The sequence below is a fragment of the Escherichia coli genome (genome assembly GCF_036503815.1).
Taxonomy (GTDB): Bacteria; Pseudomonadota; Gammaproteobacteria; order Enterobacterales; family Enterobacteriaceae; genus Escherichia; species Escherichia coli_F.
Genome location: NZ_AP027764.1, coordinates 2010551 through 2036781 on the forward strand (window position 1 = coordinate 2010551; position 26231 = coordinate 2036781).

Below are 26231 nucleotides of genomic sequence, written 5' to 3' on the forward strand. Positions count from 1 at the left end.
GTTATTTTAGCTATGGCGCTGGCGGGGCTGGCGGCATTAACCAGCCTGGGGGCGCTCCTTTTTCTAGCGTGGAGCCTGCGTGACATTCGCGCGACGCCTGACGCTATTCCGGCCTGGCCGCTGGGCGGTGTGATCGGCTGCGTGGTCTTAACTTTTGTTCTGCGCTTACAGGCGTTCAACACCTCTCATTACGCGGCTTTTCATCTGGAGAACATTCTGCGCAGCAGGTTAGCCCGTAAAGCATTGCAGCTTCCGCCTGGCGTGTTACAGCAAATGGGCAGCGGGTCAGTGGCGAAAGTGATGCTGGATGACGTGAAGTCGTTACATATTTTTGTGGCCGACAGCACGCCGCTCTATGCCCGCGCGATCATCATGCCGCTGGCGACAATCGTTATCTTGTTCTGGCTGGACTGGCGGCTGGCAATCGCGACGCTGGGGGTACTGGCGTTTGGATCGGTTGTTCTCGTGCTCGCCCGCCAGCGTTCGGAAGATATGGCTCAGCGTTATCATAAGGCGCGCGAGCAGGTTAGCGCGGCGGTGATTGAGTTCGTGCAGGCCATGCCCGTGGTGAGAACGTTTGATAGCGGCAGCACCAGTTTTTTGCGCTATCAACGAGCCCTCGAAGAGTGGGTCGATGTGCTCAAAACCTGGTATCGCAAAGCCGGTTTTTCAGCGCGTTTTTCCTTCTCGATTCTGAATCCTCTCCCGACCCTGTTTGTCCTGATCTGGTCGGGATACGGCCTGCTGCACTATGGCAGTTTCGATTTTATCGCGTGGGTGGCCGTTTTACTGCTGGGCAGCGGAATGGCCGAAGCCGTAATGCCAATGATGATGCTCAATAACCTGGTCGCGCAAACGCGTTTAAGCATTCAGCGTATTTATCAGGTTCTCGCGATGCCGGAGTTATCGCTGCCGCAGTCTGACCAGCAGCCGCAAGAGGCGAGCATTACCTTTGAGCAGGTGAGCTTTCATTATCCGCAAGCGCGTACTGGCGCCGCGTTGCAGGAGGTGAGCTTTCATGTGCCTGCCGGGCAAATTGTGGCGCTGGTCGGGCCAAGCGGCGCCGGAAAAAGCACCGTGGCGCGCTTGCTGCTGCGTTACGCCGACCCGGACAAAGGCCATATCCGTATTGGAGGCGTGGATCTGCGTGATATGCAGACGGACACCCTGATGAAGCAACTCTCGTTTGTGTCTCAGGACAACTTCCTTTTTGCCGACACGATAGCCAATAACATTCGTCTGGGCGCGCCGGATACGCCGCTGGAGGCGGTAATAGCGGCGGCCAGAGTGGCGCAGGCCCATGATTTTATTAGCGCTCTGCCAGAAGGTTACAACACACGAGTCGGGGAACGTGGGGTATTTCTCTCCGGCGGCCAGCGGCAGCGCATTACTATCGCCCGGGCGCTTTTGCAGGATCGCCCCATCCTGGTGCTCGATGAGGCGACGGCGTTTGCTGACCCGGAAAACGAAGCGGCGCTTATCAAGGCGCTCGCGGCGGCCATGCGTGGCCGGACGGTCATCATGGTCGCGCATCGTCTCTCAATGGTGACTCAGGCCGATGTGATATTGCTGTTTTCCGACGGACAGCTCAGGGAAATGGGGAACCATATGCAACTGTTGGCGCAGGGCGGCCTGTATCAACGGCTCTGGCAACACTATCAGCAGGCGCAGCATTGGGTGCCGGGTGGAACACAGGAAGAGGTGGTGGAAAATGAAAGACAATAATCCTGCGGATAACCTGGCCTGGCGCGTCAACTGGCGCCAGCTTATCTCCAGCGTTGGCAGTCAGGCCAGGATGCTGCGACGCAGTATGCTGGCGCTGTTGCTGGCGGCATTCATGCAGGGGATCGCCTTTGCCTGTCTTTATCCGATCATTGATGCGCTGTTACGGGGAGACGCGCCGCAACTTCTTAACTGGGCTATGGCCTTCAGCGTCGCCGCAATTGTGACGCTGGTGCTACGCTGGTATGGCCTGGGCTTTGAATACCGTGGTCATCTGGCGCAGGCCACCCATGAGTTGCGCCTGCGACTTGGCGAGCAGTTACGCCGCGTGCCGCTGGAGAAGCTCCAGCGCGGCAGGGCGGGTGAAATGAACGCCTTGCTGCTGGGCAGCGTGGATGAAAACCTCAATTATGTTATTGCGATAGCCAATATTTTGCTGCTCACCATTGTCACGCCGCTGACGGCGTCGCTGGCGACATTGTGGATAGACTGGCGGCTGGGGCTGGTGATGTTGCTGATCTTCCCTCTGCTGGTGCCGTTTTATTACTGGCGCCGCCCGGCGATGCGGCGACAAATGCAGACGCTGGGGGAAGCGCACCAGCGTCTGAGCGGCGATATCGTTGAATTTGCTCAGGGGATGATGGTATTGCGCACCTGCGGCAGCGATGCCGATAAAAGCCGGGCGCTGCTGGCGCATTTCAATGCGCTGGAAAACTTACAGACCCGCACTCACCGTCAGGGCGCTGGCGCGACGATGCTGATCGCCAGCGTCGTGGAGTTGGGCCTACAGGTGGTGGTGTTATCCGGGATCGTCTGGGTAGTGACGGGCACTCTGAACCTCGCCTTTTTGATTGCCGCCGTCGCGATGATTATGCGCTTCGCAGAACCGATGGCGATGTTTATCAGCTACACCTCGGTTGTGGAACTGATCGCCAGCGCCCTGCAACGGATTGAGCGGTTTATGGCGATAGCACCGCTTCCCGTCGCAGAGCAAAGCGAGATGCCGGAACGTTACGATATCCGCTTTGACAACGTCAGCTATCGCTACGAAGAAGGCGACGGCCACGCGCTTAATCATGTTTCTTTGACGTTCCCGGCAGCCAGTATGAGCGCGCTGGTGGGTGCCTCCGGCGCAGGCAAAACTACGGTCACCAAACTGTTAATGCGCTATGCCGATCCGCAGCAAGGGCAGATTTCTATTGGCGGCGTCGATATTCGCCGCCTGACGCCGGAACAGCTCAATAGCCTGATTTCTGTTGTTTTCCAGGATGTCTGGCTGTTTGATGACACGCTGCTGGCGAATATCCGTATCGCGCGCCCACAGGCGACGCGGCAGGAGGTAGAAGAGGCCGCCCGCGCGGCGCAGTGCCTTGAGTTTATTTCCCGTCTTCCGCAAGGCTGGCTGACGCCAATGGGAGAGATGGGCGGCCAGCTATCGGGCGGCGAGCGCCAGCGGATTTCCATTGCCAGAGCGTTATTGAAAAACGCGCCGGTCGTCATTCTCGATGAACCGACTGCCGCGCTGGATATTGAAAGCGAGCTGGCGGTGCAAAAAGCGATCGATAACCTGGTTCACAACCGGACGGTGATTATCATCGCTCACCGTTTATCCACCATCGCCGGGGCCGGAAACATTCTGGTGATGGAAGAGGGACAGGTGGTTGAGCAGGGTACTCATGCACAATTGCTCTCACATCATGGACGTTATCAGGCGCTGTGGCAGGCGCAAATGGCCGCGCGCGTGTGGCGCGACGACGGGGTTTCCGCGTCTGGAGAGTGGGTGCATGAGTGATGTTCAGTCGAATGTGAAACCGCTGACGTTGACGACCGGGCGGGTGATTTTTGCTATTGCCGGCGTCTATGTGACGCAGAGTCTGGTATCGGCGCTGTCTATGCAGTCCTTACCCGCGCTGGTGCGCGCTGCTGGCGGATCGCTGGCGCTTGCCGGTGCGACAACCCTGTTCATGCTGCCCTGGGCGCTGAAGTTTATTTGGGCGCCGTGGATCGAACGCTGGCGGCTTCCGCCCGGTAGCCAGGAACGCCGTTCGCGGATGTTAATCCTGCGTGGTCAGGTCGCGCTAGCGGCGATCCTGATGATTGCCGCAGCGATTGGCTGGTTTGGGCGAGAAGGAGGATTTCCCGATACGCAAATCGTCGCGTTATTTGTTCTGTTTATGGTGGCAGGCACGGTCGCTTCCACCATTGATATCGCCAGCGACGGCTTTTGCGTCGATCAACTGACTCGCGCGGGTTACGGCTGGGGAAACAGCGTGCAGGTCGGCGGCAGCTATCTGGGAATGATGTGCGGCGGCGGGGTGTTCCTAATGTTGTCGGCAGCATCCGGCTGGCCTGTCGCCATGCTGATGATGGCGATGCTGATTATGGCGCTGTCATTCCCGCTGTGGCGCATTACGGAGCCGACGCGAACAGCGCCTATCCCGCATGTTCCGGCGTTAGGTTATGCGCTAAGGAGGAAGCAGGCGCGCCTGGGCTTACTGCTGGTATTAATGCTGAATTCAGGTATGCGGTTTGTGCTGCCTCTTCTGGCGCCGCTGTTGTTGGATCATGGGTTGAGCATGTCTGCGTTGGGCGCGCTGTTCAGCGGCGGCAATATTGCAGCGGGCATAGCAGGAACGCTGGCCGGCGGATTACTGATGAAATACACCTCACCCGGCAGAGCGCTGTTGACGGCTTATGGCGTCCAGGGGATCGCGCTGCTGGCGGTGGTGATGACGTTCATGATGGCGCCGGGTCATCTGTTGCTGCCGATTCTCCAGTGTCTGGTCATTGTCCAGTCCATTTCGCTGGCCTGCGCGCTGGTCTGTCTTTACGCCACGCTGATGTCGCTTTCATCGCCTTTGCAGGCCGGTGTCGACTTCACCCTCTTTCAATGTACTGACGCGGCAATCGCCATCCTGGCTGGTGTTATCGGCGGCGTTGTTGCTCAACATTTTGGCTATGCGGCCTGCTTCCTGTTTGCCGGGGTATTCACGTTGCTGGCGGCGTGGGTTGCTTATATCCGGCTGCATTCGGCAAGAGAACTGATGACAAGCGCAATTGATTGATCCGGGAATAACACAGAGAGGTAAGGGATGAAAATCAGTGAATTTTTACACCTGGCGTTACCAGAGGAACAATGGCTGCCGACGATTTCTGGCGTTTTACGCCAGTTCGCAGAAGAAGAGTGTTATGTCTATGAGCGTCAACCCTGTTGGTATTTAGGCAAAGGGTGCCTGGCACGGTTGCACATTAATGCCGACGGAACGCAGGCGACATTTATTGATGATGCCGGGGAGCAACAATGGGCGGTGGATTCCATTACCGACTGCGCGCGTCGTTTTATGGCACATCCTCAGGTGAAAGGACGTCGGGTTTATGGACAGGTTGGGTTCAACTTTGCGGCGCATGCGCGGGGGATTGCCTTTAACGCCGGGGAGTGGCCGCTGCTGACGTTAACCGTTCCCCGTGAAGAACTTATTTTTGAAAAGGGAAATGTCACCGTTTATGCGGACTCCGCCGACGGGGGCCGACGTTTGTGTGAGTGGGTAAAAGAGGCCAGTACAACGACGCAGAACGCACCACTGGCGGTGGATACCGCCCTCAATGGCGAGGCGTATAAACAACAGGTTGCACGCGCCGTTGCGGAGATCCGCCGTGGCGAGTATGTCAAAGTGATTGTCTCGCGCGCTATTCCCCTGCCATCGCGGATTGATATGCCCGCCACGCTGTTATACGGGCGGCAGGCAAATACACCTGTGCGCTCGTTTATGTTCCGTCAGGAAGGACGCGAAGCGCTGGGCTTTAGCCCGGAACTGGTGATGTCAGTGACGGGCAATAAAGTGGTCACTGAACCGCTTGCGGGCACCCGCGATCGCATGGGAAACCCGGAGCATAATAAGGCGAAAGAGGCAGAACTGCTGCACGACAGTAAAGAGGTGCTTGAGCATATCCTTTCTGTCAAAGAAGCGATTGCTGAACTGGAGGCCGTTTGCCTGCCGGGCAGCGTGGTGGTTGAAGATTTAATGTCGGTTCGCCAGCGCGGCAGCGTTCAGCATCTGGGGTCCGGCGTGAGCGGTCAGCTTGCGGAAAACAAGGATGCCTGGGATGCGTTTACCGTGCTGTTTCCGTCGATTACCGCCTCAGGTATCCCTAAAAACGCTGCCCTGAACGCGATTATGCAAATTGAGAAGACGCCGCGAGAGCTCTATTCCGGCGCAATTCTGCTGCTGGACGATATGCGCTTCGATGCGGCGCTAGTTCTGCGTTCCGTATTTCAGGACAGCCAGCGCTGCTGGATACAAGCGGGGGCGGGAATCATCGCGCAATCTACACCGGAACGCGAACTGACGGAAACCCGGGAGAAATTAGCGAGCATTGCGCCCTATTTAATGGTGTAGGAGTAACTGTTTTCTAACCTCACAACCAGACTGTCCAAAGACAATTGAGTCGCTCTTTGATTCCTCTGTGACTCTATTGTCTTCTTTTTGGATAAAATAGGTGTTTTTCGTCATGAAGTTGATAAAAGTCTATATAGAACCACCTCCTGTAGAGGTGGTGGTAATTTGCCAGAGTGTGGGATTCGTTAGTATACTATGGGATAAACTTATTTTTACCAATTGTATAAGGCGGTGCATAAGATTCTCGGCATGCTTCCAGATAATCCGACCACCACTGCATCATCGCTTTGCGGGCTTCTAGGTGCTCTGCCTTATGAATATAAGCCATGCGCACGGTATTGCGCTCCTGATGACTCATCTGGCGTTCTACTGCGTCCTTTGCCCATAAACCCGATTCCATCAGCGCACTGCATGCCATTGCCCGGAAGCCGTGACCGCAGATATCCTTTTTCGTGTCGTAGCCCATCACCCGCAGTGCCTTATTGACCGTGTTTTCACACATTGGCTTATACGGGTTATGGTCGCCGGGGAAGATCAGTTCATTATTACCGGTGATATCCTTAATCTGTTTCAGAATGGCGATGGACTGTTCTGAGAGGGGGACGATATGCGACATTCGCATTTTGGCCCCGCGGCCGGAATAACGCACTCCAATAATGGGTTCTCGCGTCGCGGGTATCGTCCAGACTCGGTTTGTGAAATCAATCTCTGACCAGCGGGCGAAACGCAGTTCACTGGAGCGAATGAACACATGCAGCATCAGCAGGACGGCCAACCGCGTCAGTTCACGACCCTGATGATATGCCCCAATACGTTCAAGCAGTTCAGGCAGCCGCTCCAGTGGCAGGGCAGGATAGTGCCGTCTGACAGGAGGTGTGGTCACGCCGCCAAGATTTGCTGCCGGGTTCGTATCGATTAACCCCTGATGAACCGCATGGCGCATTATGTTACTCAGGTGCTGCCGCGTGCGGGACGCAACTTCCAGCAGACCTTTTTCCTCGATCCTTTTCAGCAGGTCAATGAAATGACGGGGTTTAAGTTCTGATACAGGCAGGTTGCCAATGACCGGAAAGATGTGATTGTTCAGGCTGGCAAGCAGACGGTCAGCGGTGTTCTGCGACCATTTCCGGTTACTTTTATGCCACGCCAGCGCCACGTTTTTAAAAACTTTATCCGGTGTTCGTGAGCCACGTTCAGCAGCCCGCTGCTGTACCGGGTTGATATTCAGCGCCAGCATTTTACGGACACCTTCACGCTGCTGTCGCGCATCAGAGAGGGAGACGGCAGGATAGGCACCCAGCGCAATGCGCGATTCTTTACCGTTAATACGGTACTTGAGATACCAGTGACGTGAGCCACCCGGCTTGACCAGCAGATACAGACCGTGGGAATCGGAGACTTTAAAGGGTTTATCAGAAGGTTTGAGAGTGCGGATTTTCGCGTCGGTAAGGGACATATGGGGGTCGCTCCATTATCGAACTAACCTGACCCCAGATTTGACCACCAATTTTTCCCGATGCGGAGGGTAAAATCAAAATGCACCGGGAAGAGTTTTCACGCTAACCTGTTGAACCAACATCATATAATGATTCGCAAGGATGCATGAAAACAGCAAATTGGCTCCTCTGACTGGACTCGAACCAGTGACATACGGATTAACAGTCCGCCGTTCTACCGACTGAACTACAGAGGAATCGTGAGAACGGGGCGCATATTAATGGCAGTGCATGGTGATGTCAAAGGGTGAAATGCATTTTTTTGTTTGTTTGCTGTCAATTTCAACAAAGTGGTGAGCTTTCAATCTTATTGGGTAATGAACCATCGTGGTGCATACCCTCCTTTTATAGGGCAGGGGAACGCGACAGCTGATTAAAGGAGCCAATGACGAATCTATCATAATCTCTTATTTGACAGTTGCTTAGCTTGTACATCAACGCCAAAATAAAACTGGCAAGCATCTTGCAATCTGGTTGTAAGTAATGGCGGCACTTGGGCCGATTCTTATAAACCGGAGGCAACATGAACTTCAGACGCCTGAAATACTTCGTAAAAATTGTAGATATTGGTAGCCTGACCCAGGCTGCTGAAGTGTTGCATATCGCGCAACCCGCGCTCAGCCAGCAGGTTGCCACGCTGGAAGGTGAGTTGAATCAACAACTATTGATTCGCACAAAACGGGGCGTTACGCCAACAGACGCCGGAAAAATTCTCTATACCCATGCGCGGGCCATTTTACGCCAGTGTGAACAGGCCCAACTGGCGGTGCATAATGTTGGTCAGGCATTATCTGGGCAAGTCTCGATTGGCTTTGCACCAGGAACAGCGGCCTCATCTATCACCATGCCTTTATTGCAGGCGGTTCGCGCTGAATTCCCGGAAATTGTTATTTATCTCCATGAAAATAGCGGTGCTGTGCTCAACGAAAAACTGATAAGCCACCAACTCGATATGGCAGTGATTTATGAGCATTCTCCTGTGGCTGGTGTTTCCAGTCAGGCTTTGCTGAAAGAAGATCTTTTCCTGGTAGGAACGCAAGATTGCCCGGGGCAAAGCGTTGATGTTAATGCTATTGCGCAAATGAACCTCTTTCTCCCCAGTGATTACAGTGCTATTAGACTTCGTGTTGATGAGGCTTTTTCCCTACGGCGACTCACGGCAAAAGTCATTGGTGAAATTGAGTCTATTGCCACGCTTACCGCAGCGATTGCCAGCGGCATGGGCGTTGCAGTATTACCCGAATCGGCCGCGCGTTCGTTATGTGGCGCAGTAAACGGATGGATGTCACGCATTACCACACCTTCAATGAGTCTCTCTTTGTCATTAAATTTACCCGCCAGAGCGAACTTATCACCACAGGCGCAAGCAGTGAAAGAGTTGTTAATGTCAGTGATGAGTTCTCCAGTGATGGAAAAAAGGCAGTGGCAATTGGTGAGCTAAGCGTTATATCGGGATGGAATAAGATGCGGGTTTTTATTATTTGTTATGCCGGGCATTAGACTTTAACAATAACGTGATATCTGAACTGCCCGGAGTTTACCGTGAATTTCCAACAACTAAAGATAATCCGCGAGGCTGCACGTCAGGATTACAACCTGACAGAGGTTGCGAATATGCTTTTTACCTCACAGTCAGGCGTCAGCCGTCACATTCGGGAACTGGAGGATGAACTTGGCATCGAAATATTTGTTCGACGAGGTAAGCGACTGCTGGGCATGACTGAACCGGGCAAAGCATTACTGGTCATTGCAGAACGTATTCTGAATGAAGCCAGTAATGTTCGTCGGCTTGCAGACCTGTTTACCAACGATACGTCTGGCGTTCTCACTATTGCAACGACGCATACTCAGGCACGTTATAGCTTGCCTGAGGTCATTAAAGCTTTTCGCGAACTTTTCCCGGAGGTTCGGCTGGAGCTAATCCAGGGTACACCACAGGAAATTGCGACGTTGTTGCAAAATGGCGAAGCTGATATTGGTATCGCCAGCGAGCGTTTAAGTAATGACCCGCAGCTCGTCGCCTTCCCGTGGTTTCGTTGGCACCATAGTTTGCTTGTTCCACTCGATCATCCCTTGACGCAAATTATACCGTTGACGCTGGAATCAATAGCGAAGTGGCCGTTAATCACTTACCGACAGGGGATTACGGGGCGCTCACGTATTGATGACGCATTTGTCCGCAAAGGTTTGCTGGCAGATATTGTATTAAGTGCGCAGGATTCTGATGTCATTAAAACCTATGTTGCACTCGGGCTGGGGATTGGATTAGTTGCCGAACAATCCAGCGGTGAACAAGAGGAAAAGAATTTAATCCGTCTGGATACGCGGCATCTTTTCGATGCTAATACTGTCTGGTTGGGACTCAAGCGAGGACAACTTCAGCGTAACTATGTCTGGCGCTTTCTGGAACTTTGTAATGCAGGACTGTCAGTTGAGGATATCAAGCGCCAGGTGATGGAGAACAGTGAAGAGGAAATTGATTATCAGATATAGCAAAAAGCCCGCTATAAAAGCGGGCTTTTCAGAAATTTGGCTCCTCTGACTGGACTCGAACCAGTGACATACGGATTAACAGTCCGCCGTTCTACCGACTGAACTACAGAGGAATCGCTGTTGAGGCACATCTTAACGGCGAAAAATTTTTTGTCAAACCCGATTTTTAAATTCCTCAACTGTTTGCCGTTTCTATCAACAGTTTGTTGCATTTGCAGACAATTTGTCGGCGAAAATCTTTGCAGCTTTGCTGATTCTCCCTCATTATTTGAAATGTGGTTTCACTTTCTGCAATTAAGGTCGGCTTTGAATATCTCCTCTGCTTTACGCCAGGTTGTTCACGGCACTCGCTGGCACGCCAAACGCAAGAGTTACAAAGTGTTGTTCTGGCGCGAGATAACCCCGCTTGCTGTTCCTATCTTCATGGAGAACGCCTGTGTCCTGTTGATGGGTGTCCTGAGCACTTTTCTGGTCAGCTGGCTGGGAAAAGATGCGATGGCCGGCGTGGGATTGGCGGACAGCTTCAATATGGTCATTATGGCTTTTTTTGCAGCTATCGATCTTGGTACTACTGTCGTTGTGGCATTTAGTCTCGGTAAGCGGGATCGACGACGAGCGAGGGTGGCGACGCGGCAGTCATTGGTGATCATGACGTTGTTTGCCGTACTGTTGGCAACGCTTATTCATCATTTTGGCGAACAAATTATTGATTTCGTCGCAGGTGATGCCACGACAGAAGTTAAAGCACTGGCGTTGACTTATCTGGAGCTGACGGTACTCAGTTATCCAGCAGCTGCCATCACTTTGATTGGTAGCGGGGCACTTCGTGGTGCAGGGAATACGAAAATACCGCTACTGATTAACGGTAGCCTGAATATTCTTAATATTATTATTAGCGGCATATTGATTTACGGCCTTTTCTCCTGGCCGGGACTGGGATTTATCGGGGCTGGGTTGGGGTTAACCATTTCTCGTTATATTGGCGCAGTGGCAATTTTGTGGGTGCTGGCGATTGGTTTTAATCCTGCGCTAAGGATTTCGTTAAAGAGCTATTTTAAACCGCTGAATTTTAGCATTATCTGGGAAGTCATGGGGATTGGTATTCCAGCGAGTGTCGAATCAGTGTTATTTACCAGTGGTCGGTTATTAACCCAAATGTTCGTTGCCGGGATGGGGACCAGTGTTATTGCCGGGAATTTTATCGCGTTTTCAATTGCGGCTCTTATCAACTTACCCGGAAGTGCGCTCGGCTCTGCTTCTACGATCATTACAGGCCGAAGGTTGGGGGTAGGGCAGATAGCGCAAGCAGAGATTCAGTTGCGGCATGTGTTCTGGCTGTCCACTCTTGGATTAACGGCCATCGCCTGGCTAACGGCTCCCTTTGCTGGGGTTATGGCATCGTTTTACACCCAGGATCCACAGGTTAAACATGTCGTTGTGATTCTGATTTGGCTAAATGCTTTATTTATGCCTATTTGGTCTGCCTCATGGGTGCTACCCGCTGGATTTAAGGGTGCTCGCGATGCACGTTACGCCATGTGGGTTTCTATGTTGAGCATGTGGGGTTGCCGGGTTGTCGTCGGTTATGTGCTGGGAATCATGCTTGGCTGGGGTGTGGTTGGTGTCTGGATGGGAATGTTTGCCGACTGGGCTGTGCGGGCCGTGCTGTTTTACTGGCGAATGGTTACTGGACGTTGGCTGTGGAAATATCCTCGACCTGAGCCGCAAAAGTGTGAAAAAAAGCCAGTTGTGTCGGAATAAACGACAAAGTGCAGATTATTTCAGCAAACGATTTCAAATTTAAAAAACAGGCTTTGACATTGTGGATGGGCATCGCTAATATTCGCCTCGTTCTCACGATTCCTCTGTAGTTCAGTCGGTAGAACGGCGGACTGTTAATCCGTATGTCACTGGTTCGAGTCCAGTCAGAGGAGCCAAATTTTAGTTTTGAGGCAACTTCATGAGTCTCAAGGCAGCTAAAAATAGAAATTATTTTTACCCGACCACCTAAAAAAGGTGGTCGGGTTTTTTGATGCCTGTATCTCGTGCCCTTAACCGAGCCTGATGGTTCAATGAGCAAATTGCCCCCAGTGGACATCACGGTTAGTAAGGTCATACCAACGGCTTAAAAGTCTGTTCTATACAGCACCGAACAAAGGTAAAGAGAAAAATACTTTATGCGGGATGTCGCTGTCTTGCCCTTATCGGGAAACTATACGTAATTGCGGCTTTGTCTTCTGTAATCAGGAAAAGACGACCTGGAATATCAATTAATGTCATTTCTCTGCGGGCGGGGATTTTTATAATCAATATAATAGGTTGACCATTATATTTTTCATGCGAATTATATGAGATTAAAGAAATCTGCCATAAAGACAGATTTCTTTAAAATATAATTAGAGATTTGCGACGTTATGATAAACTTTTTGAACATCGTCGTCATCTTCAAGGGCATCAACAAGCCCTTCAAAGATTTCTAAATCTTCTGGGGAAAGCTCAACTTCAGATTGAGCAATCATTTCTAATTCTGTTGTTGAGAACTCAGTGATTCCAGCTGCTTTTAGAGCCGCGATTCCTTTATGAAGGTCAGTAGGTTCAGTATAAATAACAATATTACCTTCTTCTTCAGTTACATCACGAACATCAACTTCAGCTTCAAGTAAAATTTCAAAAATATGGTCAGGGTCTGTACCTTTAAATACAATCACACCCGTATTGTCAAACATATAGCTGACAGAACCTGCCGCTCCGATATTGCCGCCTTTTTTATTGAAAATTGTGCGAACGTTAGCAATCGTACGGTTAACATTTGAAGTCAAGGTTTCAGCGATAATCATTGAGCCATTAGGACCAAAGCCTTCATAACGGCCCTGCACGAACGTTTCATCTCCACCGCCTTTGGCTTTATCAATTGCTTTATCAATAACATGCTTTGGAACTTGTGCCTGCTTTGCTCGTTCAATAACGAATTTTAAAGATGTGTTTAATTCTGGATCGGGTTCACCTTGTTTGGCAGCAGCATAGATTTCTACACCGAATTTTGCATAAATTTTAGACGTCGCACCGTCTTTAGCCGTTTTTTTAGCAACAATATTGGCCCATTTACGTCCCACTGGAATGATCTCCTCGAAAATTTATTTACATTACTGGTAAATCGTTAACATGCGTTAATTCGGCATATTATATCATAACAGGAAAAATCTCGTCTATTAGAAATAAAAATATTCTAAATCCATAATCTTATATTTAATCTCATAAAAACTAATGTTGTTGGCGGATTTTTTTATAATTGTGTTTTGAGAGCATACTTGCTTTTAATATATAGAAATCATTAAGGCTATAATAAAACTCGTATCCGCCCCAGGAAGCAAACAGCCTGCTTTATTGCAGGCTATTTGCTGGATGACTTACTAAATCCTTCACATCTATTCCTGATAAAAAGGAACAGAACTTATTACCGGAACGGCGGCTCATTAAAGGTTCGTAATTTACGTGAATGCAGTCGGTCGCCTTCTGCGCGCAGCAAATCGATCGCCCGAATGCCAATTTGCAGGTGTTCGGAAATAGCGCCTTCATAAAAACGGTTAGCCTGACCGGGAAGTTTAATCTCACCATGCAAAGGTTTATCTGAAACACACAGTAGTGTCCCGTATGGCACGCGGAAACGATATCCTTGTGCGGCAATGGTTGCACTTTCCATATCAATTGCCACGGCACGGCTTAAGTTAAAACGAAGTGCAGAAGCTGAATAACGTAATTCCCAGTTCCTGTCATCTGTGGTTACCACAGTGCCAGTACGTAGCCGCTGTTTAACTTCCTCTCCGGGCCTGCCGCTGACTAACTTGGTAGCGTCATAAAGCGCACGTTGCACTTCAGCAATGCTCGGAATAGGAATATCGGGCGGCAGTACCGCATCAAGAACGTGGTCATCGCGTAAATAAGCGTGTGCAAGTACATAATCTCCAATGGCCTGGCTTTCACGTAAGCCACCACAGTGACCAATCATCAACCAGACATCCGGGCGCAGCACCGCCAGATGATCGCAGATGGTTTTAGCATTTGACGGTCCCACGCCAATATTCACCAGAGTAATACCCTGACCATCGGCGGTAATTAAATGCCATGCTGGCATCTGGTGTTTTTTCCATGCAAGGTCGGAAATGGCTTCTTCTGGCGCTTCGGTTTCGGCGGTGATCCAGTTCCCGCCAGCACAAGAAAGGGCAATGTAGGGGCTATCAGGGTCGAGGATCTGGCTGCATCCCCAACGAACGAATTCATCCACATAACGTGTGTAGTTGGTAAACAAGACGAACGGCTGGAAATGTTCAACTGGCGTACCGGTATAATGGCGCAACCGCGCGAGGGAAAAATCGACGCGGCGCGCATCAAAATGCGATAGCGGGGAGAATTCCGTTGGATGATAAATGCCGTCTGCAGTTTCATCGCCAATTTGCGCCAGTTCTGTTGTCGGGAAGTAGCGAGTTAACCCAGCGCTCATTGAGCGATCAAGTGTCAATTCAGAGCCATCGATGACATAAGGATAAGGGATTTCATGCTGCGAGGGTTGCACCGAGATATGCGCACCATAATCCTGATAAAGCAACGTTAGTTGCTCATTCAGATACGAACGAAAGAGAGTAGGGCGAGTAATCGTGGTGGTGTAGCTGCCTGCGTGAGTAAAACGACCAAATGCGCGCGTTTTGGGGGGATTTGTTGTGCTACCGTCCCAGGTTACGGTCAGTGATGGATAGACAAAAAGACCTTCTTTACGGGCATTTTCATCAGGTAATTCGCCACTTTTAATATAGTTGCCAATGGCGTTGCGTAAAGCGACTACAGATTGCTCATACAGCGTGTCGAGTTTATCCAGTGCCTGAGCTGGGGTCAGACCGGAGCCCTTATTATTCATGTGTGTCTCCTGTTCCATACAATTACCGCACTTCCGATAGTATGTCACAGGAATGTGAAACAAAAGTGTAAGGCGAAGATCGGATGATCTTCGCCAGGCTATTAAGCGCGTTGATTGTCTTTCATCAACAAAGCGGTTATTGCAGAAATCAGGCATCCAGCCAGCAAATAAATGGCGACGCTATGCCAGTTTCCAGCAAAATAAGTGATGAGTGCAGCAGCAATAAAAGGTGTAAATCCACCGCCGACCACACTGGCAACCTGATATCCGACTCCAGCTCCACTATAGCGATAACTGGCACCAAACATTTCGGTAAACATCGGTTGTTGCACGCACACCACCATGTCATGCGCAATGTTTGCCAGCATTATGGAGAAGAAAACTATCCAGAAAATAGATTGTGCTTCAAGCGCTATAAAGAAAGGAAATGCGCTCAACGTTCCGATTAACGCGCCTGTGATATACACCCTGCGGCGACCAAAACGATCGGCAAGCCAGGCAAAACAGGGAATTGTCAGACAGCTTAGTCCACCTACCAGCAAACCGATATTAAGGAAAAGTTCGCGCGGTAACCCCATATTTTGGGTTGAATAGTTAAGCGCAAAGGCGGTAACGATGTACATCGTCAGCAACTCGCACAGTCGTAGCGCAATAATCTTCAGAAAAGCACCGGGATGTCGTAACAGTGCTTCGATAACCGGGATGCGTTTTTGCGCTGCCGCTTGATTATGTTGCTGTTGTTCAAATTCCGCGGACTCCTCCATGCCATTACGCACCCACAATGCTCCCAGCACCAGTACGATGCTAAACAGGAAAGGAATACGCCAGCCCCAGCTTAGAAACTGTTCGTCAGTCGTCATCATACTGATCAATGAAACCAGTCCGGTCGAAAGCAGTAAACCTACTCCGTAGCCAACTTGTACACCGCTACTGTAAAAGGCTTTTTTATTTTTCGGTGCACTTTCAACGGAAAGTAACGCCGCGCCTCCCCATTCGCCGCCGACGGCAAATCCCTGAATGGCACGCAGCGTCACCAGTAAAATGGGGGCCCACCACCCAATAGTCGAGAAGGAAGGAAGAATGCCAATCAAGGCTGTCGCGATGCCCATCATCCAGACGGTCAGCATTAACATGCGCTTACGTCCCAGTCGGTCGCCAAAGTGACCGAAAATGACACCGCCAAGTGGACGGAAAAGGAAGCCGACACCAAAGGTGGCAAATGCGGCGAGCGTTCCCATTGCCGGGCTGACTTGCGGGAAAAACTCGCGATTAAACACCAGTGCGGCGGTAATGCCATAGAGTAAAAAGTCATACCAGTCGACGACAGCTCCGGCGAAACTGCCAAACGCAGCTCGTCGGGCGCGACTTAACGAAAGCGTCCCATCATCGGGACGAGTGGAGATGAGCGTGGTGTCCATAATGATCCTGTTTGTACTGTCTTTTTATAATTAGTATGGAAAAGGTAACTCACATTGCCGTCGATCTATAAACGAACCTTATGAGACTACCTCGACAGAGCGCATCTGCAAATGATTTTATGGCTGATTAACGGCAACATGAAAAATTCGATGGAAGATGAAATCGCAGGAGTTGCATAAGGATTGAGCAGAGCACCTACAGCTTTGAGATATGAAACATAAAAGTCCGCATATGCACAAAATTGCACCCTGATGATTCTGATAGACTGCATTGCATTATAACCAGTAGGGAGGCGAGGTTAGGTATGTTTTTAGCATCATTGTTGAGACGTATTGCATTTAGTTACTACGATTATAAAGCTAATAATTTCAATATTGGAAAAACAGACTTTGTTGTTATCCACATTCCCGATCAAATTGGCGATGCTATGGCCATCTTTCCAGTTATTCGGGCGCTTGAATTGCATAAAATTAAGCATCTTTTAATTGTTACTTCGACTATTAATTTAGAAGTCTTTAATGCGCTCAAACTTGAACAGACTAAATTAACATTAGTAACAATGACTATGCAGGATCACGCAACATTAAAAGAAATAAAAGATTTAGCGAAGAACATAACACAGCGATACGGTACGCCGGATCTTTGTATAGAGGCGATGCGTAAAAAGAACCTGAAAACGATGTTATTTATCAGTCAGTTGAAAGCAAAAACGAATTTTCAGGTTGTCGGTTTAACCATGAAGTGCTATTCCCCTTTGTGTAAGAACGCCTCCCGGATGGATCAGAATCTCAGGGCTCCCGTACCCATGACATGGGCGTTTATGATGCGTGAAGCGGGTTTTCCTGCAGTCAGGCCAATATATGAATTGCCATTAAGCGAGCAGGTAATAAATGAAGTACGTGAGGAATTGTGCACTTTAGGATCTTACATTGCGCTTAATTTAGTTGGCAGCGTGCAGGAACGCACATTTTCGTTATCAGTAGCTGAGAAACTCATCGCCAAAATTCAAAGTGATAATGATATGCCAATAGTCATTGTTCATGGACCAAAAGGGGAAGATAAAGCCCGGAAATTAGCGGGTTGTTATAATAATGTCTACCGGCTATCCTTATCACCCTCGATTAAACGTTCAGCAGCAATCATAAAAGATGCTTATATCGCAATAACCCCTGATACCTCAATATTACATATGGCAAGTGCCTATAATACCCCCGTCGTTGCAATTTATGCTGATTACAAAACGCGGTGGCCTGCGATGGCAGATATCTCGGAGTCAGTGGTCGTTGGGCAAAAAATTGATCATATAAGTTTGGATGAATTCGGAAAGGCGCTAAAAAGTGCTTTGGAGAGAGTATGTGTCAGTACTTACGTATAGAGGGTAATGCCGATCTGTGCTGAACAGGGGACATTAATACCCTGAGGTTGGTCAATCACCACAAAAAAAGCCTTTGAATCAAAGCAATACTCACCGAATAATAAGGCAACCTGAACTTAAATCCCCGTTAACTGGCATACATTATTATGACTTGCACTGATGTAATTAGCTAAATATTATCGTGATTTGACTAAATAGCAAAAATGATAGCTATCAAAAATAGCTCATATACTTTGTTTCCCGCTGCCGTAGAATAGATGGTCCTTCCATGTTTCAAGCATTTATTCAAAAAAAAGGGGCTCGACTGTCTTACGATAAACAGAGAGGGATTGTTAAGTCGAGTGCCCCTAATGGAGCACTCTATAAAAAATCAACAATCAAATGTTTTTATAACATGTCACATGAGCAAATCCAAGTTTTGCCATTACGCTTTGCTCACCTGTTGCCAGGGAAATTTCGTATTGTTCATTGGAGTTTGCGGGACTAGATGACCAATACATATTTGAATAAAAATCGGCTTCATTCATATAATGCCCCATATCTCCCCATTCACTGTACAATGTCCCTATACCTCGGGAACGACCCTGGCTTAAAAGGCTTGCACGGGGAAGCATGTAGCCATTGCTACTGCAAAAATTTTCAGCAAGGCTGTATATCATGACAGAATCGCCGGAGTTTACCCACCAACTCTTCACCCGGATTTCGTATATATAGCCAGGGCCTCCTGATTTTGGCGTCGCTGTAATCGTTACCCAACTGCTTCCGACATTTTTAAATGTCACTTTACCGGTAGCGTCAACATCGACCCAGGAGGCAGAGCTTGAAAACTCATAATCAGCCGCCGTTTTTCCTGGGGCAAAGTTGTCATTATTCAACTGATAATACGCCCCAGTGAACCCCTGCGAAGGGAATGTAGTTGTCGGTAGGTTAGCACCATTGACTAACACGGTACCGCTCATTATTTTGTCTTCTGCGCGAGTGAATTGTATTGTGGTACTCAGACCCGCTTGATGAACACCATTCAATACAGGGATCAGCGTTGCGATACCCTCTCCGCCTCCTGTAACAGTGGCTTTGTAATCACCGTTGATATTTTGACTGTAATCAATTGCGCTAATTTTCACATAGGGCACGTTAGTACCTGATTGCACAAATTCCATCCCTTCAGAAACTTTGATCGTATTGCCTGATATATCGTGCAAAACAAGATGTAGCTCAGCACTATCGGTATAGTCCCCTTTTAGTGATGACCGATTGTTCTTAAGGACGGACTGCGAGGCGTCTGCCGGGCCTGCCACCAACGTTATATTAGCTGTTTGCGTTGCACCTGTGCTCGTTCCTGCACTAACAGTTACGCTCCCAGTTCGCGCACTTTTCACGGTGGTTGTCGCAAATCCGTGTTGATCGGTCACCGCTGTTAATGACCCTAATGTGGCAGAGCCACTTTTTAATGCGAAGTTCACATTGACGCCTTCGACTTGGTTACCACTGCCGTCCTCAACAGTAGCCTTCAGCGTGCTGATATCGCTGTCGTTGGCAGTGATAGTTGACGGATCAGCGCTCAGGCTGACCACATGGGCTGTGCTTTGGTTGCCAGTAACTTTCACGATTGTCTGCGCCTGAATAATTACGCCACTAGTGATAGATGCTGTAACCGTATACGTACCGACTTTATTGCTGGTCAGAACGACTTGTGCCTCCCCGGAAGGATTGGTTTTCATTGTTCCGCTACTTAACGTTGCATCTTCTGGCGTTACGCTAAAGGTAACGAGTTCATTGTTCACTGGGGCCCCATTTGGATTGGTTAGCCTTACTGTCAGAGTTGAACCTAATGGGTCATTGATGCCGATAAGTGGACTTGATGCTGTGAGTGTCAGTTTTAAATCGATTACCACCAGGTCCTTCTCATAAGAGGAGCCATTCGCCAGGGATGCTTGCACAGTATACGAACCGTATCTATTGGGCGTCATGGTGACCTCGGCTATACCCTGTGTATTCGTAGAGACCGTATCCTGACTAATGACCATGTTAAAAAATGACGGCTCTGCACTGAATGTCACAAGCTGTTCAGAAACTGGATTGCCAAACTGGTCGTCGACGTGCGCTTTAACCGCCAGGGGGGTTGCGACCATAACCTGACCTTCAGGCATTTCCAGACTGGTGATCGTCGCAGAATCAGCATCTGCTTTGACAGTCAACGTTTGCATGATGGTATCTGTAGGTGCATTTGCCAGATTAGCCACAACAATTTTCGTCCCTGCAATGGTGCTTGTTACAAGAATTTCTGCCTTACCCTGAGCATCTGTTTCAGCGGTGGTGTTACTCAGCGTGGCGGATAAGCCGCGGAAATTGACCTTGATGCCTTCTAATGGATTGTCATAAGCGTCAGTGACACTTGCCGTCAGGGTCGCACCCTCGGTTGCGCTGGCGATTAATGAGCTTGATGATGCGGTAAAATCAGCCAGTTTAGCGGTACTCGCATCGGCAAGCAAAGTCACCGGCCTCGTATCGCTGACACCATAACTGTCCACGCTGACCGTCACGGGATAGGTGCCGGACTTCGTACCGCTTAGTGTAACTTCCGCCTTGCCGTTGATGTCAGTAATGGCGGAACCGCCTTCTCCAAGAGTGAAGCTTGCACTCACATCTGCCGGTAGTGTGAATGTCACCGGCTCATTGGCTAACGGGTTGCCGTGTCCATCAGTCACCGTTGCCTGAAGTTGGGTCATCCCAACGTTATTGGCGATAAAGTTGTTCTCGGTAACGTTCAGATTAACCTGCGCTGTGAGCGTATCCGCAATAAAATTCACCACCAATTGCTCACTCTTACCGCCAGCCATCGCTGCTGTCACGGTATGTGCTCCTGCTTTTGTACCTTTCAGTGTGACTTTCGCTTTGCCTTCAGCATCAGTAACCGCTTTACCGCCATCGCTCAGCGTGAAGTTTGCCCTCACATCTTCCGGGAGAGTAAATGTTACTTCAGTGTTGGCTATCGCATTGCCCTCTGTATCTGCGACTGTTGCTGTTAATGTCGTGAGATCGTTATTGTCGGCAATCACCGGATCTTTTGAGGCTCCCAGCGTGATTTCAGCATTCGCCACGTTCGGCACATAGGTCACTGTTTGTTGCATCGAATCGCCATTGTCGAGCGTTGCCGTCACTTGATAAACCCCGGCTTTTGTAGCGGTAAAGCTTGCGTAAAAATGGCCGTAGGAGTTGGTGGTATATATAGCGTTATTACTGGGGGTCACACCTTCACTTGGCGAAACGCTGATGGTCACCTTATGTTGGGGTACACCGTTTCCGTAATTATCGTTTACCACAACATACAGATCGGTTGTGTTGCCTGCGGAGACTGTATCAGTAAGTGCTTGTAACAAAGTGATATGTGCCGTAGACGCATCAGCGTTGACATTAATTGATGTGCTAAGCGTGGAGCTACCATTTTCCAGACTGGCCTCAACAGTATCCGGCCTCCCTCCTGATTCTGTCGAGGAACGGGTATTGGTATAAGTGACGGTTGCCTTACCCTGTTCGTTCGTTACGGCTTGGCCGCCATTCGTCATTTCAGCAGAGTTTGTACTGCTGGTGAAACTCACAGTTACACCTTTCACCGGAAAGCTATTATTATCAACGACTGTCGCGGTGATGACGCTGCCGGTGCTATTCTGCGGGGTACCAGCGATTATGCTGTTTGGGACAGACGTCAACCCAATAATTTTTGCCGCAGCTGTGTCGCCAATAAAGTGCACAGTTTTGTGGTCGCTGGCACCATTATTAGCAAGTGATACAGTGACCGTCTGCTCACCAAAGGCAACGCCTACGAGAGTGGCCTGCGCGATGCCAGACTCATTGGTATTACTCTCCCCTGGGGTGAGGGTGAGGCCTGAAGAGGCTGAGCTGAATGTTACCGGAAGATTGTTCACCTCATTGTCGAACTGGTCTTTAACCGTTGCAGTTAACGTTGCACTATCGACGCCATTACCCGTGATCTCATCTTTTGACATCTGCAGGGCAACCTGAGCCGAGGTTTTATCTGCCACAAATGTTACCGGCTGCGAATCACTGGCATTGTTATTAATCAGCGTCGCGGTAACTGTATGCGTGCCCGCTTTTTTACCTTTGAGGGTGACATGCGCTTCCCCATTGGCCTGGGTGACGGTAATACCGTTATTTTCAAGGGTAAAGTTTGCCGCGACGTCTTGTGGCATGGTGAAATTCACCGCTATCCCCGCCACCGGATGATTCGACGGATCTTTCACTGTAGCTGTCAGCTGCACACTGTCGCTGTTATTCGTCACCACCTGGTGAGCAGGGATGTTCAGCGTGAGCCGTGCGTTGCTGGCATCGGGAGCAATATTGACTGTCTTCGTATCGTTGTTGCCGTTAGGCAGTGTGGCTTCGGCTGTATGAACACCCAAAACCGTGCCCTTAAGGGTAACTTCAGCAACACCACTGTCGTTAGTGTTGCTCGTGCTCTGACTAAGTTGAGTATCAGCCGGATCGGTACTGAAGGTGACCGGTAGATCTTTTACTACGTTATCAAAAGGATCTTTCACTGTTGCTGTCAGTGTCGTCTCATCCACGCCATTCCCAATGATTTCCACTTTCGATGTTTGCAGAACGACAACTGCGCTGTCCTTATCCGCCACGAATGTGACTGGCTGCGCATCGCTGGCATTATTGTTACCCAGCGTTGCAGTAACCGTATGCGTGCCCGCTTTTTTGCCTTTGAGCGTGACATGCGCTTCGCCATTGGCCTGAGTGATGGCAATACCGTTATTTTCGAGGGTAAAGTTTGCCGCTACGTCCTGTGGCATGGTGAAGTTCACCGTTATTCCCGCCACCGGATGATTCGACGGATCTTTCACCGTCGCCGTCAGCTGCACGCTGTCACTGTTATTCGTCACCACCTGTTGAGCAGGGATATTCAGCGTGACTAGCGCGTTGCTGGCATCGGGCGCAATATTGACTGTCTTCGTATCTCTGTTGCCGTTAAGCAGTATGGCTTCGGCTGTATGAATACCCAAAACCGTGCCCTTAAGGGTAACTTCAGCAATACCGTTCTCATTAGTATTACGCGCGTTCAGGCTCAGTTGTGTGTCTGCGGGGGAGGTGCGGAAGGCTACTGACAGATTTTTAACTACGTTATCAAAAGGATCTTTCACTGTTGCTGTCAGCGTCGTCTCATCCACGCCATTCCCAATGATTTCCGCTTTCGATGTTTGTAGAACGACAACCGCTCTGTCTTTATCCGCCACAAACGTCATTGGCTGAGCATCGCTGACATTGCTGTTAGCCAGACGAGCCGTGATCATATGCGTGCCCGCTAACGTGCCGGTCAGGGAGGCGATTGCAACCCCGTTACTATCCGTCATGCCTTTTCCGCCGTTGCTAATCGAGAACCGACTTGCGACGTCGTTTGGCACAGTGAAGGTGATTTCTTTATCTTTTAGTGGGTTGCCATTTTTATCCTGCAAGGTTGCAGTCATATGTTGCGGAGCTGTGTTGGTGACGGTGATATCACCTGAAGGCACACTGAGGGTCAGGGCAGCAGTACTTTGATCACCGATAAAATTCACCTGTTGACTAGCCTGGGAACCAGAGCTGACAGAGGCCGTAACCGTGTAATCACCATTTTTCAAACTGGTCAGCGTGGCTGTGGCGATCCCGTCGTGGCTATTCACTTCGGTTTGGCTCAGTTTCGCCTCTGCTGAATTAACATTGAAGGTGACCTTGACGTCATTGAGCAGGTTGCCTTTTGCATCCCGGACTGTCGCGGTCATGGTGGCGCTGTCATTGCCGTCAGCGACCACTTCATTTTTCGACTTCTGTAGATCAACCTGCGCGGTACTCGAGTCACCGACAAAACTGACGATTAACGTTTGTTTCACGCCATTTTCAAGGGTGACTTCAACCGTGTTGTCTTCCTGCTTGCTGCTTTTCAGATCAAAAGTCGCCAGACCATTAACATCCGTTTTTGCGGTGTTTTGATTGTTGAAGGAAGTTGCCGATCCGTTTAATACCGCAAACGTGACGGTATGATCATTGATTGGGTTGCTTCCTTCATCAGCGACATTGACCGAGACGGTATTTGCTGCATTCTCATTGGCGAGCACACCATTATTGCTGGCAGATAATGTCGCAATTTTCGCTGACTGCGGGTTGGCGTCGATGATAAATCCAGCGGTATGCAAATCTTCATTCCAGTTTTGCATTAACAGCTTCGCAGTAAGTCCACTGCCTTTGGTATAGGCGGTATAGGTTGCCTTATAGACGCCATCTGCGGTTTCTTTCCAGTCTGTAGTGACTCCTGGTTTCACGTTGTCGATGCTGACTGCAGTATTCAGTTGCTGTTTTTGCTCCTTAACAGGTTTGTCATTTTCATCTCTCAGTTCTACCGTCACCTCGATAGGATTGCCGGAGAGATAACGGTCCTTATCAATCTTAATTGACGAGTGAGTTCGGGATGACGAAACAGAAATGATATTCACCACGGCGGGGGCTTTAGCCGCATCCACACCGTTCAGCTGTGGCATCAGCGTCAGCGTGCCAGACATCGCTCCTGTGGTCAGGACTTGGGTATAGCTTCCGTCACCATTATCTTTCCAGTCAGAAAGGGTAATGTCCTGAACACCTTCATGACGCGTCGAGAGCACCAGCCCGATAACAGGATTACCAGCTGCATCATGAGCAATAAAAGTCAGTGTGGCGGTTGAATGGGAATCCGCACTCAATGTTTGGGTACTTAACGATACCGAGGAATCTTTCTGGCTTAGCGCAGGTGCCTGAACGACCACCATGCTTTGTTCACGATTCGACAAATTGCCTTTGACGTCTTCAGCGGTAACTTCAATCGGCCAGGTGTTATCGGTTTCTGGCGAACTGGTGAACCGGTAACCCGGCAGGGTAACCAGAATATCTTTACCCGTTGTGACCACTTTACCACCGGCAGCTTCCAGAGCGGTGGCTTCGACGTTATAGCCTTTCAGGGCATATTTGGTTTGTAGCGACGAAACCAGTGATTTCACTTCTCCTGACTTCCCTGTCACGGGGTCTGTCAGGGTCAGGCGAACCAGTTCTTTTTTGCGATATTCCAGAACGATGTTGTTGTTGCGATCCACCAGATCATAACGGCTGCCTGCAAGGCTACGCCGTGCAGCGACTTCGTTCGGGTCAAGCTGTTTCTGCATTGCGCTGCCAGGTTGCCAGGTAAAATCGACGGCAAAACGGGTGTCATTTTCGCCCTGTTTACCCTGGCGTTGCTCCGCGCTGAAGGTCATCAGCGGGAAGGGGGTATAGTTAAGTCCAGCGGTTATGGCATGAGGATTACTTTGCCGATCGTCTTTATCGAACAGGGCCACTTCATCGCCATAATACTGTTCATAGACCAGTTTACCGCCAAGGTGCGGCCAGGCGGGTAACCAGCCTTCTGCGCGTACATCCCAGCCATTGGCCGGGCGTGCTTCATAATCGTTGTCCAGTTCAGGTGCGCTGCGCCAGTTGGTCAGTCGCAAATAGCCGTTACTGCTTAATTTAAGATAGTCGCGCCAGTACTCCGCGCCAATGCCGGCGCGGGAGTGGTAACGGCTAAGATCGTGGTCGAAAAAGAAGTTGATGCCCGACATCCATGTGGGAGTGAAATGACGCCAACCCAAGCCGTTGTTAATCTGCGTACGCTCGTCAGTACGGTGGAGAGTATGCTGGCTGAAAAAGAGATTATCAGGCGTTTCATACCATGGATGGAGAAAATCGAACTGGGAATTCTTCAGGCTAAAATCTTCATCCACGCCCAGCGTGATTCTTGCGGTGCCGAAGCGGCTTAACCAGTCTGTCATTGCGCCAGATGCCTGAGAAGAGGCCCATCCACGCGCCATATTGGCCGCTTGCTCGCTGTTCATATCTTCGGCGAGCAGAGACCCGATTTGCTGTGAAGTACTGGCTATCTGTTGCTCAAGGTTGTCACTGCTATTACGCGGCGACGGGGTTAAATTTTTTTCACTAACTTGTGCCGGGACATCCAGTTCATCACCCTGGCGGACATTATCAAAACCTCGAGCAAACGTACGAAACTGGTTGAGTTTGCGTAACTCAGCCAACGAAATACCGAAACGTTCGGCAACGCTTTGGGCCGATTCGAGCGCTCCAAGGGTGTAGGGCACCGTATTGGTATTTGCAATGGCGATTTGTGCAGGAACTGGTTGTTGGGTTGCGGCGTTTACCACACCTTGTGCTGCCGCAGTCATAGGGAACACAAGTTGAGTTGCCAGGCAGATACCCGCAGTTAAGCGGCGTAGTTTAATACCCATCCCGCATAAGATTTGTCGGTCATTTATTTCTTCTCCACTTCTCTTCTTCGTAGCCATGCTTACCTTCCCTGAACGAGCTAACATAAATGCGCCCTTTCTAGCACAGCGAAA

13 protein-coding genes and 3 tRNA genes are annotated in these 26231 nt (G+C 49.9%); 9 read left to right on the forward strand and 7 right to left on the reverse strand.

Annotation, left to right across the window (positions count from 1 at the left end; translation table 11 throughout):
- Positions 1-12: 12 nt before the first annotated feature.
- The 4 genes from ybtP to ybtS are packed head-to-tail and all read left to right on the forward strand — an operon-like array spanning position 13 to position 6119.
- Entirely contained in the window at positions 13-1725 is a 1713-nt protein-coding gene (gene ybtP, locus AABJ99_RS09450; protein WP_338387569.1) for a yersiniabactin ABC transporter ATP-binding/permease protein YbtP, read from the forward strand.
- Positions 1712-3514, forward strand: a complete 1803-nt coding sequence (ybtQ, locus tag AABJ99_RS09455) for a yersiniabactin ABC transporter ATP-binding/permease protein YbtQ (RefSeq protein WP_000654459.1) — start codon at positions 1712-1714, stop codon at positions 3512-3514. The genes ybtP and ybtQ overlap by 14 nt, the downstream gene beginning before the upstream one ends.
- Positions 3507-4787 carry a yersiniabactin-associated zinc MFS transporter YbtX gene (ybtX, locus tag AABJ99_RS09460; RefSeq protein WP_001286279.1) on the forward strand — a complete coding sequence of 427 codons (1281 nt, stop codon included), beginning with the start codon at positions 3507-3509 and terminating at the stop codon, positions 4785-4787. The genes ybtQ and ybtX overlap by 8 nt, the downstream gene beginning before the upstream one ends.
- 27 nt (positions 4788-4814) lie before the next feature.
- Positions 4815-6119 (forward strand): yersiniabactin biosynthesis salicylate synthase Irp9/YbtS, encoded by a 1305-nt coding sequence (gene ybtS / locus AABJ99_RS09465; RefSeq protein ID WP_000703034.1) that lies wholly within the window; start codon positions 4815-4817, stop codon positions 6117-6119.
- 193 nt (positions 6120-6312) lie between these two features.
- On the opposite strand, the gene AABJ99_RS09470 is transcribed toward ybtS, so the two are convergent.
- Both AABJ99_RS09470 and AABJ99_RS09475 read right to left on the reverse strand, forming a co-directional pair.
- Positions 6313-7575: a tyrosine-type recombinase/integrase gene (locus AABJ99_RS09470; RefSeq protein ID WP_000059620.1), complete on the reverse strand. Its 1263-nt coding sequence runs from the start codon at positions 7573-7575 to the stop codon at positions 6313-6315.
- Between the two features lie 161 nt (positions 7576-7736).
- Positions 7737-7812: transfer RNA gene (locus AABJ99_RS09475), tRNA-Asn, on the reverse strand.
- Between the two features lie 326 nt (positions 7813-8138).
- On the opposite strand from AABJ99_RS09475, the gene nac reads away from it, so the two are divergent.
- Positions 8139-9056, forward strand: a complete 918-nt coding sequence (gene nac / locus AABJ99_RS09480) for a nitrogen assimilation transcriptional regulator NAC (RefSeq protein ID WP_039020678.1) — start codon at positions 8139-8141, stop codon at positions 9054-9056.
- A 101-nt stretch (positions 9057-9157) separates the two neighbouring features.
- Positions 9158-10108, forward strand: a complete 951-nt coding sequence (gene cbl, locus AABJ99_RS09485; RefSeq protein ID WP_001011014.1) for an HTH-type transcriptional regulator Cbl — start codon at positions 9158-9160, stop codon at positions 10106-10108.
- A 37-nt stretch (positions 10109-10145) separates the two neighbouring features.
- Here the strand turns inward: cbl and AABJ99_RS09490 are convergent.
- A tRNA-Asn gene (locus tag AABJ99_RS09490) sits at positions 10146-10221 on the reverse strand.
- A gap of 160 nt (positions 10222-10381) precedes the next feature.
- On the opposite strand from AABJ99_RS09490, the gene yeeO reads away from it, so the two are divergent.
- Complete coding sequence (gene yeeO, locus AABJ99_RS09495) at positions 10382-11869, forward strand: toxic metabolite efflux MATE transporter YeeO (RefSeq protein WP_001354744.1); 1488 nt, start codon at positions 10382-10384, stop codon at positions 11867-11869.
- A 100-nt stretch (positions 11870-11969) separates the two neighbouring features.
- Positions 11970-12045 (forward strand) — tRNA-Asn (locus AABJ99_RS09500).
- A 459-nt stretch (positions 12046-12504) separates the two neighbouring features.
- Here the strand turns inward: AABJ99_RS09500 and yeeN are convergent.
- The 3 genes from yeeN to shiA form a co-directional block, all read right to left on the reverse strand.
- On the reverse strand, positions 12505-13221 hold the full coding sequence (gene yeeN, locus AABJ99_RS09505) for a YebC/PmpR family DNA-binding transcriptional regulator (protein ID WP_000532923.1): 717 nt from the start codon (positions 13219-13221) through the stop codon (positions 12505-12507).
- Positions 13222-13562: 341 nt separating this feature from the next.
- Complete coding sequence (gene amn / locus AABJ99_RS09510) at positions 13563-15017, reverse strand: AMP nucleosidase (protein ID WP_039020679.1); 1455 nt, start codon at positions 15015-15017, stop codon at positions 13563-13565.
- 101 nt (positions 15018-15118) lie between these two features.
- On the reverse strand, positions 15119-16435 hold the full coding sequence (shiA, locus tag AABJ99_RS09515) for a shikimate transporter (RefSeq protein WP_039020680.1): 1317 nt from the start codon (positions 16433-16435) through the stop codon (positions 15119-15121).
- A 305-nt stretch (positions 16436-16740) separates the two neighbouring features.
- Between shiA and AABJ99_RS09520 the strand changes: the two genes are divergently transcribed.
- Complete coding sequence (locus AABJ99_RS09520; RefSeq protein WP_338387541.1) at positions 16741-17811, forward strand: glycosyltransferase family 9 protein; 1071 nt, start codon at positions 16741-16743, stop codon at positions 17809-17811.
- Between the two features lie 377 nt (positions 17812-18188).
- Here AABJ99_RS09520 and AABJ99_RS09525 read toward each other — a convergent pair whose 3' ends face one another.
- Positions 18189-26177 carry an Ig-like domain-containing protein gene (locus tag AABJ99_RS09525; RefSeq protein ID WP_338387542.1) on the reverse strand — a complete coding sequence of 2663 codons (7989 nt, stop codon included), beginning with the start codon at positions 26175-26177 and terminating at the stop codon, positions 18189-18191.
- Positions 26178-26231 lie beyond the last annotated feature (54 nt).